A 13,491-nucleotide genomic window follows, 5' to 3' on the forward strand; every position below is an offset into this window, starting at 1 on the left:
TTCCAAGTATCTGAATTTTTTACTCACAAAGATCTATTTAGCAGAAAAAGTCTAGAATATGCCTAGCTATTTGTGAGCTTTCCATGAGATAGATTGGACATGAACTTCCCTATCATTATTCAAATACCTCTTGGACTAGAAGAACTCGCACAAGCAGAGCTCAAACTTTTAACAGACACTAAAGTTGAAAAGGCCAAAGGAGTACTCGAAGGTCTCTTCACTTTAGAAGAGATAAGTGCCCTCATTCCAAAGCTTAAAATACCTACGCGCATATTACTTAGAATCGATCAATTTAAGTGTCGCGATCTTCCTAAGCTCTATAAAAAAACTACAAAAATTAAATGGAGTGACTATCTCTTAGGAGAAGTTCCCGCAATCAAAGTCACCTGTAAAAATTCGCGTCTCATGCACACAAAAAAAATTGAGTCCTCAATAATTAAAGGAATCGAAGACTTTTATAAAGCACAGGCGCCAAAGAAAAAAGACCTAGAGCTTGCGAGAACTCTGGGGAAATTTCAGTTGAATGTCAGAGTGACTGAAGATCTCGTAAGTCTAAATTTCGACTTATGTGGAAATAGGCTCGATCAAAGAGGATACAAACTCCACTCTAGTGAAGCCCCTCTTAGAGAGAATCTTGCCAGTGCCTGTTTATTTAGTTTTCTAAAAGATCAAAATAAAGAAATTGATCTGTATGATCCAATGTGCGGTTCGGCCACCTTTCTCTTTGAAGCATTAAGTTTTGCAAAAGATCAAAAGAGATCTTTTCAATATGAGTACATGAAAGCTTTTAAAGCTATTGTACCAAAAGATTTAAAAGAAAAAGTCCCCTTTAAATTAAATAACCTCTATGCCAACGAGCTGGATGCATCCACTTACCAAGGGCTCATTGAAAATATCAAGGCCTTTGAATCAACATATGAAGACACAACAAAAAGGATTCTTTCATCAAAAGGTGATGGACTAGAAAAAAAAGAAATCGACTCCACCAATCTCGCGATCATTTGCAATCCACCCTATGGAAAAAGAGTCAAAATAGCAGGCAATAAAGAAGAGTATTTCGAATTTCTTTTAAAGAAATGGAAAGAGCTATATGAGCCAATGTTTATAGGTATTCTCATTCCTAAAAAATTTAGAGATCCAAAAGTTAAAGGTCTATTAAAAGAAAAAGAACTTCTCTTTCAAAATGGCGGAATGGATGTGAAGTTTATTCTCTATAAAAATGGAGAATGAAAGGCCTCACTTGTAAGCTTCTCTTTTGTCTTAGGATGACGAACAGTTCTAAGCATAACGTAATGAAAAAGAAGAGGGTTTACGCCATAGATTTCATTAAGCGCCTCTTTCTCACCTTCTGTTAAGTAACCAAGTTCATACAACTGACTCGTTCGATAGATGAAGTTAATTGCAACTAATGGATAATCAGATCCATAACCAATGCGATGATGAACTTCTGGATGCTCAATTAATTTATTGAGAGGACGGCCAATTCTCGCGTGAATAAGAAGACCTGACATTTCAGAGAAGAGATTTTTTTCGTATTTTTTTTCTTTAAAAAGTCGCCAAAATAGATCGAAACATTCCACTTTCACATTTTGATGATCGTAGTCTTTACACTGACCACGACTAGACATGTGGGCCATGATGATTTTGACCCCAAGGTCGAGGGGGTATCTTAGTTTTAAAGGATTCGCAAGCTCTTGAAAGGCCTCTCCTTCAACCGCCTTCTCCTCACCAGTATGAGTGATCAAAGTCATGTTATTAGCGATGAGAGTTTTATAATAGCGCTCAAGTGACTGATCAGAAGGGTCCATTCCCATGGCATTTGGGAGCCACTTAACATGGCGAACCCCCATTTCAGCATACTTTTCAAGCTCTTCTATCGCCCCCTTTTTATAAGGGTGAACAGAGACAACAGGAACAAAGTATTCAGGATTCTTCTTTGATAGTTCGACAATATAATCATTAGGAACATAGAATTCAGAATGATGATAGTCTATCGTTCCATCTTTTTTATAATGATAATCAAAACCAAAAATATGAGACTTAAATACAAAAGGAAGGTTTTTATGAAGCGATACTAAACGAGTAACATACTCTTGATCGGCCTTATCAATGTCCTGAACACCACTTGCTGATAGATAAACATTAAAACGATTATATTTTCCAAGGTGCTTCCACCACTTTCTCATATTGGGATTGACCCAAAGACCAGTATTTCCCTTTCCAAGACCAGCAACGTGCATATGAAGATCTTCAATCTTTTTTAAATCTATATTAGTGAAACTCTCTTTGATCAATTTTTGTGCATCTTGAGATAGAACCTGGTTAATTTCATCTGGTTTATGAGAAAAATCACCACCAAGTTTTTTGTACATGACAGAACAAGAAGAAAAAAGAAAACAAAGTAAAAGAATAGATTTCATTAAAATAACCTCAATCCCTTTTTACCATTATAACGAACAATAAAAAGAGAGCTTAGATGATCCTTACCAAGAGAAGTTCTAAATTTACCAACTCCTCCTTGAAAACTCCAGCGCTCGATAGTCTTTTGAACGACAAGAAAATTCATCGAAGTAAAATTCTTGCTATGATGGGCCTTCGAATAGAGATGAAGTGCACCAACAAACCACTGATCTTTTAAATCTCGCCCAAAGATAGTCGTAAACGAATCAAGCTTATCACTTTGAGTTAAAATAAGGTTTGATAATTCCTCGGCAAAACTTCCTTGCTCATCTTTGTAATGAATTTGCTCTTGGCGAAAAAAGTGAACCAACTTAAATTTCTTATAAGCGAGGGCAATATTCATTCCAAAAACATTTTTCCTAACAGAGCTTGTGCAATTGACTTCAAGACAATCAAACCCCTGTAGATTCGTTAATGATCGATGTCCATATGATTTAGCAATATAAAGGCCAATAAATGATACCGGAAAGACTTCAAGCTGCGCTGTTGCATAGTTAACGATTGCACTTGTTTTTAGTTGCAAAGAAGATCTTACATATCCATAGAGAATTGGATTTTTCTTCCAAAGAAGCTTTCCGATTCCAAGGTCTGAATCAACCGCTCCCCCTTGTGGGTAAGAACGAAAGCTCCCTTGAAATCGATAATCCAAGTCTGTTCTTGCAAACGTACTAGTCAAAAGAAACAAAGCAAAAACAAGGAGAATGCGCAGGGATAAAATCATGCTAAATAGACACTCGACTTCACACTAACGCCACTAACATGAGAAAAGAAAACCACTTGTCCATTTGAAGCTTCCTCTAAACTTTCGTGCTTAGAGTTTTTAAGTTCGTGAATCACTGTATTTTTCACTTTTCCATCAGGTGTTCTAATTTCGATTTGATCGCCAACTTTTAACTGTCTTGATTCATTTCGAATGAGAAGGCCTAAGTGCTTTTTCTTATTCACTTCGAGAATATCTCCAAGATAGTTCTCATCATTTCTAAGAGTTCTCTTGTTCTTAAGTTTAGAGAAAAGAGCATCACTTTTGTTAACTTGATAGTAGCCACGAATGACCTTCGCTGGATACTTCTCTTTGATTGACTTTGCCAGTTCACTATCAAAAGAATCGTTGAGAGTTTGAATATCTTTTAAAAGATTCGTGTTTTGTTCAACGAATCGAAGATCAATTCGACAATAAGCAAGATTCATCTGCTGCAGTTCTAGAAAGTTCTCTAATAGACAATGATCTTTTATATTGAACATAAAAGTCCCATGTCTATTTTCAATGATTGGAAAACCACTGTGTGGTGATTCTTCACTTGATCCATAAACTTCAATAGGTCTGTTATGAACAGAGACGACTTCTGAATCATCGTGATCAAAAACAAGTGGACCGAGAAGACTTCTTGGCGTGTAAAATAACAAGATACGCCCAAGTCCCAAAAATTCTACAGAAACCTTGAGCTTGGTAATATATTCTTCTAGTTTAGCTTTTGGAAATTCAATAGATAAAATGATTCGCTCAACTCTCTCTTTGGCCGAGTCGATCCATCGCTGAATCCCTATGAGATTGTGATTTCCAGTTTCAAGATTAAGTTGAATTGGTAAATTTGGGTAGTGTTCTAAAATATAACCAAAGGCCCCTGGATCCTGAACACGAATGGCCTTAAAAGAGTTGAAATCGACTTCATTTAATTTTGGAACGATTATTTCAAATTTAGTTTGCACCATCAAAACATCCCATTCAAAAACAGGTCGTATTTTAAGAGCAAGGCACTTTTTTGCAAGATCATTGGCCTTATCAATTGTGAGTGAACCAAAGCGAGAAAAGACATCTGTACCAATGATTACTTCCTCTAGACCGGCTTCTTTAGCCCTTATGAGGTCTTCTTCTTTTTGCAAATAACTAATTAATTTCATGATAACCTCGCTCTGACGATGTTCCACTTTTGGGCCTCTTTTACATAAGGAATTTTAACTAAGTAACCAGGCTTAGTTTTTTCATAAGGTTCATCCATAATGGTCGTAGCAAAGGAAACTTCAATTTCTTGGCTTGGTCCAGAAAAAGGAACAAGCTCTAAGGTATCACCAGGTCTAAAGGCTGAGCGAACTTCAATCACAAGATGGTCATCTTCATGAACATCGAGAACTACTCCTACTACCACGTATTCATTTTCATCGTGAAGACGTTCCGTATAAATAGAGTCGGCACCAGCAGGTTCAATGAGAGAGGCTTGAGTATAATCACGATGAGTAATCTTTCTTAGCTCCGTTTCCCATTCCTTCATATCTTCACTAAGAAGATGCCCTTCTTTTTCATAATATTTAATGGCATCAGAATAAACTTTTGAAATCGTTCCAACGTAGTGATGAGATTTCATTCGACCTTCAACTTTTAGCGAATCAATCTCACAGTCAATGAACTCAGGCAGAACACGAATTCCTTCGAGATCTTTTGAACTCATGAAGTAGGCCTTCTTTTGTTCTTCTTCAAAATCTAAGCTATATTCGAAACGGCAAGAGTGAGCACAACCTCCACGGTTAGAATCACGCCCTTGAGTGTAATTTGAGATCACACAATTTCCCGAGTAGGCCATACACATTGAACCATGAATGAACATTTCAACTTCAAGGCCAGTTTCTTTTTTAATTTTTGACGCTTCTTTTAGTGAAACCTCACGACCAAGAACGATGCGAGTCACTCCCATCTCTTTCCACATTTTTGCTGCATAAACATTTAAACAACTTGCTTGTGTAGATAAATGGATTTCTATATTGCAATGATTTTGAATCGTCGTAATAACACCAAGATCAGAAACAATTAAGGCATCGACGCCAATACTTTCTAAAAATTCCAAAAACTCAGGAAGCTCATCTAATTCTTTATCATGTAAAAAGCTATTGAGTACGACATAAACTTGAGCATTTCTCTCATGAGCAAAACGCACACCCTCTTCTAGCTCTTCGTATGTAAAATTATCGGCGGCCGATCGAAGTCCAAATTTTTGGCCTCCAAGATAGACAGCATTGGCCCCATAAAGAATGGCCACTTTTAATTTCTCTAAATTACCGGCCGGAGCAAGTAGCTCAGGCACCCATCTTTTTGTCATAAGCAAAATCCAAGTCTTAAAAATAGGACAGAAAAACCCGTCTTTTAACTACCAGATTTTTCTAATACAATAAAGGTATAGATGCTTTTTTATACCCCAAAACATCGGATTTTAGCTCTATGCTCAAAAAGATTAAATATATTTTCTTGCTCTTAATTCTAGGTGCTATTGGAGTTGTGACACACAGGTTCATAAGTACTCAAAAGCAGATTGAGCCCTACCCATACAAATTCACCTATGAACAATCCCCTAACCAGGAAATTAACCAGAGCGATGTCCTCGTTTTTGGCGACCAAAAGGCACTCGAATTAAAATCACTTACCGATAATATCGTTAAAGTAACATCAAAAAACCTACGCTATCCTCTGAAAGTTGAATTTTGGGCACAAAGAGATGAAGGTCTCCACAGGATTCTCCACAAATTAAAATCTCTCAAAAAGCTTCCAAAGATGATTATCGTCTACCTTGGATCTTCAGAGCATACGGAATTGAAATTTCGTCCGAATCAATACCAAAAGATTCTAAAAAATATCGAACGCTACGATAATCAAAAACTTCTTTCACTCATAATGACACTTCCCGATTTAAGTCGATTTATCTATGAACCAGTGAAGCCAATTTTGCTATCGAAAGAAATTATCCCTTTTGATAAAGACATATCGACAAAGGCCAAGCAAATCATTCTAGAAGTTAGTTTTAAAATCTTTGAGCTGGAACTCAGTGAGTTAATTTACTTTGCCAGGCAAAACAACTCAAAGCTACTTTTTATCACTGATCCCATAAACTTTGAGCTTGCGCCTAAAGAAGTTTGCGACAACGCCAATAGCAACACCATTGTTATTGAGCAAAATGATATTAGAAGACTTCTTAAAGAATCAAAAGTTAAAGATGCCTATTATAGATCGAGAAAACTTCTCTCTGTGACCAATGGAAATGCCTATTCACACTATCTTGTCGGCCACAGTGCCATGAGACTTGGAAAATACGGGGAAGCAAAAAAAGAGTTAATGCTCGCCCATGCCTATGATTGTAAATTTTGGCGAACACACCCTGTTTTAAACTCTATTATTAGAAATAAAGCAAAGAGAGAGTCTATTCCAATTATCGACTTCGATCACATGGTTAACATTCAGCTTGGAAGAAAGGCACTCTTTCTATCTGATGATACGCCTCAGTCGATTTACTACGAGCAACTAGAAAAAGAACTTCTCTTTCAAATAGAGCAAACATTTAACTTATAGGGAAAGTAATGGAAGCTGGAATTAGAAAAACTTATAAAAAAGACGAACTCATATGCTCTCAAGGAGATGAAGACTTTGATCTCTATTGGGTTGAACAAGGTGAGCTCCTCGTTTTTGTAACAGAGGGAACGAAGGTTCATCCTGTTGCCATTATTCCTTCAGGACAATTTCTAGGGGAACTCTCCTACTTTGATCATCAAAAACGATCGGCCTATGTCATGGCCAAGACAGATTGTACTTTAATTCAATTACCTCTAGAGGAAAGCCAAAAAGTTTTTCCAAACTGGCTCTATCGCATGGGACAAGACTTAACAAAGAGACTTCGCCAAGCCGATGAGCTTGTAAGAAAGAATGGACTGAAGAAGAAAAAAGTCCATGAAATCGAGGCCTTATCAATAGAAGAACAAAGACATATTCTCTCAATCACAAAAGGCGACAAATAAGCTCAAGTATTAATCAAATATGACGATAAGAACTTAAAAAGGAGTTCTTATGAAAAAGCTATTGCCTTGTCTCTTCGTTGTGCTTGTAGTGAGTGCTTGTACATCAAATAATTTTCGCGTCCCACTAAGTTGGGTTGAAGATCATGATGAAAAGCAGGCCAATCAACAAGAGGCCCAATTTCAAAGAATGCAAATGTTTAATGAAATGCAAAAATAAAAGGCTCCCTTAGGGAGCCTTTTTTATTAGATAAGTCCGAGTTCTTTAACTGTATCTCTTTCTGTTCTTAGTTCATCAAGAGTTGCTTCAAATTTTTGTTTACCAAATTCGTTGTGCTCAACACCTTCAACAACTTTTAATTGACCATTCTCAACTCTACATGGAAATGAGAAAATAAGACCAGCATCAACTCCATATTCACCTTTAGAAGAAAGACACATAGAGAATGTCTCACCGGCCGGAGTATCGTGAGTAAGGTTGTAAACACCTTGAACACATGCATTAGCAGCAGAAGCGGCAGATGAAGCTCCACGAGCTTTAATAATCGCAGCACCACGCTTTTGTACAGTTGAAATAAAATCACCCTGTAGCCATTGTGTATCTGTAATGACTTCAGCAGCTGATTTCCCACCAATTTTAGTATTGTAGAAATCTGGATATTGAGTTGCTGAGTGGTTCCCCCAAATTGTCATGTTCTTAACTTCTGTTACATCAACACCTGCTTTCATTGCAAGTTGAGTCTTTGCTCTATTTTCATCAAGAGTTGTCATAGCAAAGAATCTTTCTTTAGGAAGACCAGAAGCTTCCATAGCAATAAGACAGTTTGTGTTACATGGATTACCAACAACAAAAAGTTTACAGTCATCAGCACCGTGAGCTGCCATGGCCTTACCAAGTGGACCAAAGATTCCACCATTTACTTTAAGAAGGTCAGATCTCTCCATTCCATCTTTTCTTGGAACTGCACCAATTGCAAGAACCCAGTTTACATCTTTAAAAGCTACTTCCATCTTATCTGTGCAAGTAATTCCTTTAAGACGTGGGAAAGCACAGTCATCAAGTTCCATCTTCACACCTTCAAGAGCACCAAGTGCTTGAGGTAGTTCAAGAAGAGATAGCTCTACATCTGTTTCAGGTCCAAACATTTGTCCAGAAGCAATTCTAAAAAGGATTGCATAACCAATTTGACCAGCGGCACCAGTTACCGCAACTTTAACTTTTTTATTTGCCATAAAAAAAACTCCTTGTGGCATCCTAAGTATCAATAGAAATCTCCCTAACAGTATCAAATTTTCACAGTTTGAACAGTCCCAATGTGTTATGGACAAAAGTTGACGGTAGAGTCGGCCTTGACTATTATTAAACTTTCAAGGAAGGTAACACACTATGTCTGAAGACAATAAAAATAATGGTTCGAAACCAAACCGTCCGGCCAAAAACTCGAACCGCCCAAATAGAAGTAAGTCGAGAAGAAGAAATAACTCTTCTAATAAACCACGCTCAAATAATCCAGAGGCTCAAAAAAGCAACACAGGAGAAAAGAGCGCCCAGGCGACTCGTCCAAAGAAAACTTCTGGTTCATCCAATAATAAGAGACGTCGTAGACCTCAAAATAGAAATAATAGAAAGGCCCCTAGCGGACCTCAGCGAGTTATTACGAAGTACCTCAATATTTTAGAACAACATCTCCATGCTAGAAGAAAGTACTTTTCTTTATACTACCGTGCTGATGAAAGACAGCTTGCGAAGCTTGAGCGCAACTACGAAGCCAGTATGAATAAAGTGAGAGAGTTTGAAAGTGGACTCAATGAGAAGGAAAAGGAAATCTTTAACAAGCATTTCGATGGCCTCTCTCCCGATCAAATCTATTCAAATAATCATGAACTTCCAAAGATGGGAGAGATCGAAGTTAAGTATGAAGATATCGAAGATCCTCACTATTTAACGACTCAGTCTGATTCTGACTACTCTGAAGATACAGAGGAAAGTGTGGGATCAATAGAAGACTACAAGGCCTACAAAGGTCTCTAAACTAAGCCTAAAAAACAAAAAGCCCCGCTATAAAGCGGGGCTTTTTTTCGCAACCATTTTTTTTAAATTACATAAGAGCAGCAGAAGACTCTTGTACTTCACTAGTTTGAGCAGCTTGTGCTCTTCCTTTCTCAAGGTAGTTATCTAGTGTTCTTTCGTGATCCTTAAGGATCGCAGCTTTAAGTTCAGCTGGATCGATGTCTAGAACCTCAGAAACTCTTGTAAGCATTTTTAGTGGAATGTTACAAAGTGCTCTTTCAACGTTCGAGATGAACTGACCATTCTTGTAACCAAGAAGGTGTGAAAGTTCAGATTGAGAATAACCTTTTGGGTGGTTGATTCTTTTTGTTCTAATTAGTTTTGCAATGTTTTCAAAGCAGCGCATAAATATTCTCCTGTAAAATCTCCGTTTATTTGTCTTAACTTAACTAAGACAATATCAAAAAACATATGATCAAATTCAAAATAATTATTAGTTAATCTTCGCATTCTCAAATTATTACTTCTAAATAAAACTCGAGATTTAGCCTAAACACCTTTACTTTTGTTTTAAATTAAGGTTATCTTACCTTACATTATTTTGTTTAGGTGATCAAGATCAAGCAAAAACGAACTTTCAACAAGTTAAGACACCTAACTAAAGACAACCTCAACTCTAACTCTATCATAAATCAAGTCTTTTTTTTTAGCAACCCCAATTTATTTAATAAATACTTTTGAAATAATAAAGCTAATTTGTAATAAATACCTAAAGAAAAACTAAGGATTTTGTATGAAAATAGCCTCATGGAACGTCGCAGGCCTTCGAGCTTGTGTAAAAAAAGGATTTTATAACTGGTACCTTAATTCGGCCCCTGACGTGGTCTGCCTTCAAGAGACCAAGGCCATGGTTGACCAGTTGCCAGAAGAAGTTGTCACTCCACCAGATCACGATACTTTATACGCCCCCGCAAAAAAGAGGGGCTATAGTGGTGTTTCTACATGGATTCATAAAAATCTCAAGGCCAATTCAAAAATAGGACTTGGCGAAGATATTTTTGATGATGAGGGAAGAACAATAATTACTGAGTTTAAGCACTTTTTTTTAATAAATTGCTATTTCCCCAATGGTCAGCGTGATCACGCACGCGTCCCCTATAAAATGGACTTCTGTGAGCTTGTTTTAGCGAAAGCAAAAGAACTAATGAAAGATACGGGTAAAGAAATTGTGATCACAGGAGATTTCAATACGGCCCATACAGAAGACGACCTTGCCAATCCAAAGACAAATAAAAAAACCACAGGTTTTCTTCCCAACGAAAGGGCCTGGATGGATAAGTTATTAGAATCGGGTTTTATCGATGCTTTTCGCCATTTCAACCCTAAGGGCAACGGCCATTACACGTGGTGGACTTATCGTTCTAATTGTCGCGAAAGAAATATTGGCTGGCGCATTGATTACTTTTGGGTTTCAAAAGGCCTAAAAGAGAGTTTAAAGGACTGTTACCATCAAATAGACATCTTGGGCAGTGATCACTGCCCAATCGTCTTAGAAATCGATACTAACTAGTTAGTCATTTTTAGAAAAAACACACTGGCCGAGAAAATAAGTCTCATTGACGAGTTTATCGTACTCGGCCCTTTTCTTTTTCATTGGCGCGATGATTTTCTTTAAAACTTCTTCGGCCTTATCTTTGTCTTGGTACTTAGGAGCATCTACTAGAATGAAGTTTGCAAACTTTCCACTCTCCAAGTTTCCAGTTTTCTTCTCTTTACCCATAATTTCAGCACCAGACATTGTTGCACGGTATAGTGCTTTAATATAAGTTGCACCCTTTACTTTTTTCTTTTCATTTTGCTCAACAAAACTTCTCATAACATCAAACATTGAAAGAAATGGTCCTCCTCCAATATCACTTCCTAATGCCCAACGAACTCCGTGCTTTTCAGTAAACTTGAAATCAAAAAGTCCAGAACCAAGACCTTTTTCTTTAACGGGTGCATTTGATGTTGGACAGTGTGCAACGGCCGTTTGTGTCTTAGCGAGCGTTTTCAACTCTTCTTTTGAAAGATAAATTCCATGACCCATGATTGTCTTTTTCCCAAGAACACCACTTTTCTTATAAATATCAGTATAAGTTGGAACCTTTTCAAAACCCTTAATATCTTTATAGATTGATTTTACAAAATCGATCTCATTGAGAGTCTCACTCAAATGAGTTTGAATAAAAGATTTATTTTGTCTCGCAATCTTTGCAGACTCTTTCATGACATCAGGATGCGTTGTGATAGCAAAGCGAGGAGTCATGGCATATTTTTCTTTGTACTTACTCGCTAATTTTGTAACACTGCTAATTGCGTTTTTCTTTGTTTGGCTTAAGTACTCTGGTGAGTTCATTGTCATGAGGACATTTCCGACAATGTAATCCCCAACAAAGTTCTTTAGCGCATCATCTACTGTGTGTGGATGAATAGACGCATAAACAGCTCCTCCAAGTGTTCCACAAGCAAGAAGTTCTGTGGCAAAACTAGCAGATTTTTCCTTAGAATATTTCCTCTCTTTAAATTTAGCTTCATATGGCCACGTATAATTTGAAAGCCAATCGAGAAGATTATCTTTTGGCATGAGGCGTACATCATCTTGCACCCAGTGAAAGTGCATATCATAGAAACCAGGCATGGCCACTTGACCGATAGCATCTTTTACTTCAATTGATTTTTTACTGGCGTATTTCGGTAGGATTTTTTTCTCTAGGCCTTTTTCTACAAATTTATAGCCATCTTTATATTTTTTTAAGACAAGAGCGCCATTTTTAACAAACTCGCACTTTTTATCCGATAAAGGGTTGATATAATCACATAAGATTATCTTGTATAATGGATTCAAAAGAATTCTCCTCAATTTTTAAAAGGTGGACATCATGAGGTATCACTTTCTACGTTTTTACGCAATCCTTTGTCTTTGTTTAGCGCCACTTCTAAGTGCTATGGCGCAAACAATTCCAAATGAGACGACCTACAAAGTAGATAAGATCCTTTTAACCACAATTGATTCATCAATTAATCCTGCAACCTTTAATTATTTAGACAATGCTTTAAAAAGGGCCATTAAAGAAGACTTCAACCTAGTCGTCATTAAAATGAATACTCCTGGTGGACTCATCTCGACGACCAAGAAAATTCTCACGCTCATCGGGGACTCTCCCCTGCCCTTTATTGTCTGGGTGGCCCCAGAAGGTTCGAGTGCCACAAGTGCAGGAGCGATCATCTCATCCAGTGCTCATATTCTTCTAATGAGTGAAGGAACCAATATCGGCGCGGCAACACCTGTTCAAATGGGCTCAAAAATAAAAGAAGACGACCTTAGAGACAAGGCGATAAACGATCTTGTGGCCCTTGTTCGAAGCCTAAGTGAAACCAGAAAAAGAAATCCAGCGCCCTTTGAGCTCATGATCACGAAGGCCCAAAGTTTTACGGCCAAAGAGGCCTTAGAAAAGAAAGTTATCGATGGCATAGTTAATAGTGAAGCTCAGCTACTAAACTTTCTAAGCGATAAAGTCATCCACATCAAGGGAACTGACAGTCGATTAAAAATGAGTGCTACTCCTATAGTCGTTGAACAAGAAATGGATCTAGGCCAAGTACTTCTCAATATCTTTGCCAACCCATCTCTGGCCTACTTATTCTTTCTAATTGGTGCGGCATTGATTTATCTTGAACTACAAACTCCAGGAGGCATGATCGCTGGAGCACTTGGGGCAGTATCTCTTATTATTGCGGCCATTGGTTTTCAAGTTCTTCCACTGAACCTTGGAGCACTAGGGTTATTGGCCCTATCCTTTATTCTATTTATCATGGAAGTTTATATCACTTCTTATGGGATTCTTTCTATAGCGGGAATAGCGAGTTTAGTGACCGGCTCACTCTTTCTCTTTCGCACCAATGACTCATACATACATCTTAGCGGAGAACTTATTTTCTCTGCCACGTCGGCCATTGTGCTTTTTCTCATTTTTATGGCCTATATTATTTTGAGAGATCAAAAAAATGTAGGAAAAAAGAGTTTCAATAAATTTGTTGGCCTAGAGGGGACAGTTATCACTTCCCTTGGACAAGAGGGTGAGTTTTATCTGTATCAAGTGAAAGTTAACGGGGAGTTTTGGAAGGCCCAAAGTCCTATCCAGCACAATCAAGGTGATAAAGTTGTAATTAAAGAACAAAATACAAATATGCAATTGATCATCTAAAAG

14 protein-coding genes are annotated in these 13,491 nt (G+C 37.5%); 7 read left to right on the plus strand and 7 right to left on the minus strand.

Going from position 1 to position 13,491, the window contains the following annotated elements:
- The first annotated feature begins 99 nt into the window (after positions 1-99).
- On the plus strand, positions 100-1,230 hold the full coding sequence (locus tag HBN50_RS08610; RefSeq protein ID WP_273869276.1) for an N-6 DNA methylase: 1,131 nt from the start codon (positions 100-102) through the stop codon (positions 1,228-1,230).
- On the opposite strand, the gene HBN50_RS08615 is transcribed toward HBN50_RS08610, so the two are convergent.
- The 4 genes from HBN50_RS08615 to HBN50_RS08630 all read right to left on the minus strand — a co-directional run bounded on the left by HBN50_RS08615 (position 1,212) and on the right by HBN50_RS08630 (position 5,549).
- Positions 1,212-2,420: an amidohydrolase family protein gene (locus HBN50_RS08615; RefSeq protein WP_273869277.1), complete on the minus strand. Its 1,209-nt coding sequence runs from the start codon at positions 2,418-2,420 to the stop codon at positions 1,212-1,214. The two genes, HBN50_RS08610 and HBN50_RS08615, sit on opposite strands and share 19 nt — an antisense overlap.
- Positions 2,420-3,109 (minus strand): hypothetical protein, encoded by a 690-nt coding sequence (locus HBN50_RS08620; protein WP_273869278.1) that lies wholly within the window; start codon positions 3,107-3,109, stop codon positions 2,420-2,422. Before HBN50_RS08620 ends, HBN50_RS08615 begins: the two co-directional genes overlap by 1 nt.
- Positions 3,110-3,177: 68 nt before the next feature.
- The gene (locus HBN50_RS08625) at positions 3,178-4,359 is read right to left on the minus strand and encodes a U32 family peptidase (protein ID WP_273869279.1); all 1,182 of its coding nucleotides are present in this window, start codon (positions 4,357-4,359) and stop codon (positions 3,178-3,180) included.
- Entirely contained in the window at positions 4,356-5,549 is a 1,194-nt protein-coding gene (locus HBN50_RS08630; RefSeq protein ID WP_273869280.1) for a U32 family peptidase C-terminal domain-containing protein, read from the minus strand. The genes HBN50_RS08625 and HBN50_RS08630 overlap by 4 nt, the downstream gene beginning before the upstream one ends.
- Before the next feature lie 119 nt (positions 5,550-5,668).
- On the opposite strand from HBN50_RS08630, the gene HBN50_RS08635 reads away from it, so the two are divergent.
- From HBN50_RS08635 to HBN50_RS08645, 3 genes are read left to right on the plus strand one after another with little or no spacing between them, the layout of a single operon-like run.
- Positions 5,669-6,790 carry a hypothetical protein gene (locus tag HBN50_RS08635; protein WP_273869281.1) on the plus strand — a complete coding sequence of 374 codons (1,122 nt, stop codon included), beginning with the start codon at positions 5,669-5,671 and terminating at the stop codon, positions 6,788-6,790.
- Positions 6,791-6,798: 8 nt separating this feature from the next.
- A complete protein-coding gene (locus HBN50_RS08640) occupies positions 6,799-7,233 on the plus strand; it encodes a Crp/Fnr family transcriptional regulator (RefSeq protein WP_273869282.1) in 435 nt (144 codons plus the stop codon).
- Positions 7,234-7,282: 49 nt separating this feature from the next.
- On the plus strand, positions 7,283-7,450 hold the full coding sequence (locus tag HBN50_RS08645) for a hypothetical protein (protein ID WP_273869284.1): 168 nt from the start codon (positions 7,283-7,285) through the stop codon (positions 7,448-7,450).
- Positions 7,451-7,476: 26 nt separating this feature from the next.
- On the opposite strand, the gene HBN50_RS08650 is transcribed toward HBN50_RS08645, so the two are convergent.
- Complete coding sequence (locus tag HBN50_RS08650) at positions 7,477-8,463, minus strand: malate dehydrogenase (RefSeq protein ID WP_273869285.1); 987 nt, start codon at positions 8,461-8,463, stop codon at positions 7,477-7,479.
- Positions 8,464-8,617: 154 nt separating this feature from the next.
- Here HBN50_RS08650 and HBN50_RS08655 point away from each other — a divergent pair, with 154 nt between their 5' ends.
- Positions 8,618-9,262, plus strand: a complete 645-nt coding sequence (locus HBN50_RS08655; RefSeq protein ID WP_273869286.1) for a hypothetical protein — start codon at positions 8,618-8,620, stop codon at positions 9,260-9,262.
- Between the two features lie 67 nt (positions 9,263-9,329).
- On the opposite strand, the gene HBN50_RS08660 is transcribed toward HBN50_RS08655, so the two are convergent.
- Positions 9,330-9,647, minus strand: coding sequence for a helix-turn-helix domain-containing protein (locus HBN50_RS08660; RefSeq protein ID WP_273869287.1), 318 nt, complete (start codon positions 9,645-9,647; stop codon positions 9,330-9,332).
- A gap of 387 nt (positions 9,648-10,034) precedes the next feature.
- Here HBN50_RS08660 and HBN50_RS08665 point away from each other — a divergent pair, with 387 nt between their 5' ends.
- Complete coding sequence (locus tag HBN50_RS08665; protein ID WP_273869288.1) at positions 10,035-10,811, plus strand: exodeoxyribonuclease III; 777 nt, start codon at positions 10,035-10,037, stop codon at positions 10,809-10,811.
- Here HBN50_RS08665 and HBN50_RS08670 read toward each other — a convergent pair whose 3' ends face one another.
- Positions 10,812-12,128 (minus strand): amidohydrolase family protein, encoded by a 1,317-nt coding sequence (locus tag HBN50_RS08670; protein ID WP_273869289.1) that lies wholly within the window; start codon positions 12,126-12,128, stop codon positions 10,812-10,814.
- Positions 12,129-12,162: 34 nt separating this feature from the next.
- Here HBN50_RS08670 and HBN50_RS08675 point away from each other — a divergent pair, with 34 nt between their 5' ends.
- Positions 12,163-13,488: an NfeD family protein gene (locus tag HBN50_RS08675; protein ID WP_273869290.1), complete on the plus strand. Its 1,326-nt coding sequence runs from the start codon at positions 12,163-12,165 to the stop codon at positions 13,486-13,488.
- The last annotated feature ends 3 nt before the right edge of the window (positions 13,489-13,491 follow it).

This window comes from Halobacteriovorax sp. GB3 (assembly GCF_028649655.1).
Classification (GTDB): domain Bacteria; phylum Bdellovibrionota; class Bacteriovoracia; order Bacteriovoracales; family Bacteriovoracaceae; genus BSW11-IV.

What these genes read in the sequence shown, in the direction of transcription:
- HBN50_RS08640 (WP_273869282.1), top strand. Translation starts at nt 6,799, where the DNA reads ATGGAAGCTGGAATTAGAAAAACTTATAAAAAAGACGAACTCATATGC.
- HBN50_RS08660 (WP_273869287.1), bottom strand. Translation starts at nt 9,647, where the DNA reads ATGCGCTGCTTTGAAAACATTGCAAAACTAATTAGAACAAAAAGAATC.
- HBN50_RS08665 (WP_273869288.1), top strand. Translation starts at nt 10,035, where the DNA reads ATGAAAATAGCCTCATGGAACGTCGCAGGCCTTCGAGCTTGTGTAAAA.
- HBN50_RS08675 (WP_273869290.1), top strand. Translation starts at nt 12,163, where the DNA reads ATGAGGTATCACTTTCTACGTTTTTACGCAATCCTTTGTCTTTGTTTA.
- HBN50_RS08615 (WP_273869277.1), bottom strand. Translation starts at nt 2,420, where the DNA reads ATGAAATCTATTCTTTTACTTTGTTTTCTTTTTTCTTCTTGTTCTGTC.
- HBN50_RS08625 (WP_273869279.1), bottom strand. Translation starts at nt 4,359, where the DNA reads ATGAAATTAATTAGTTATTTGCAAAAAGAAGAAGACCTCATAAGGGCT.
- HBN50_RS08645 (WP_273869284.1), top strand. Translation starts at nt 7,283, where the DNA reads ATGAAAAAGCTATTGCCTTGTCTCTTCGTTGTGCTTGTAGTGAGTGCT.
- HBN50_RS08655 (WP_273869286.1), top strand. Translation starts at nt 8,618, where the DNA reads ATGTCTGAAGACAATAAAAATAATGGTTCGAAACCAAACCGTCCGGCC.
- HBN50_RS08650 (WP_273869285.1), bottom strand. Translation starts at nt 8,463, where the DNA reads ATGGCAAATAAAAAAGTTAAAGTTGCGGTAACTGGTGCCGCTGGTCAA.
- HBN50_RS08610 (WP_273869276.1), top strand. Translation starts at nt 100, where the DNA reads ATGAACTTCCCTATCATTATTCAAATACCTCTTGGACTAGAAGAACTC.
- HBN50_RS08630 (WP_273869280.1), bottom strand. Translation starts at nt 5,549, where the DNA reads ATGACAAAAAGATGGGTGCCTGAGCTACTTGCTCCGGCCGGTAATTTA.
- HBN50_RS08635 (WP_273869281.1), top strand. Translation starts at nt 5,669, where the DNA reads ATGCTCAAAAAGATTAAATATATTTTCTTGCTCTTAATTCTAGGTGCT.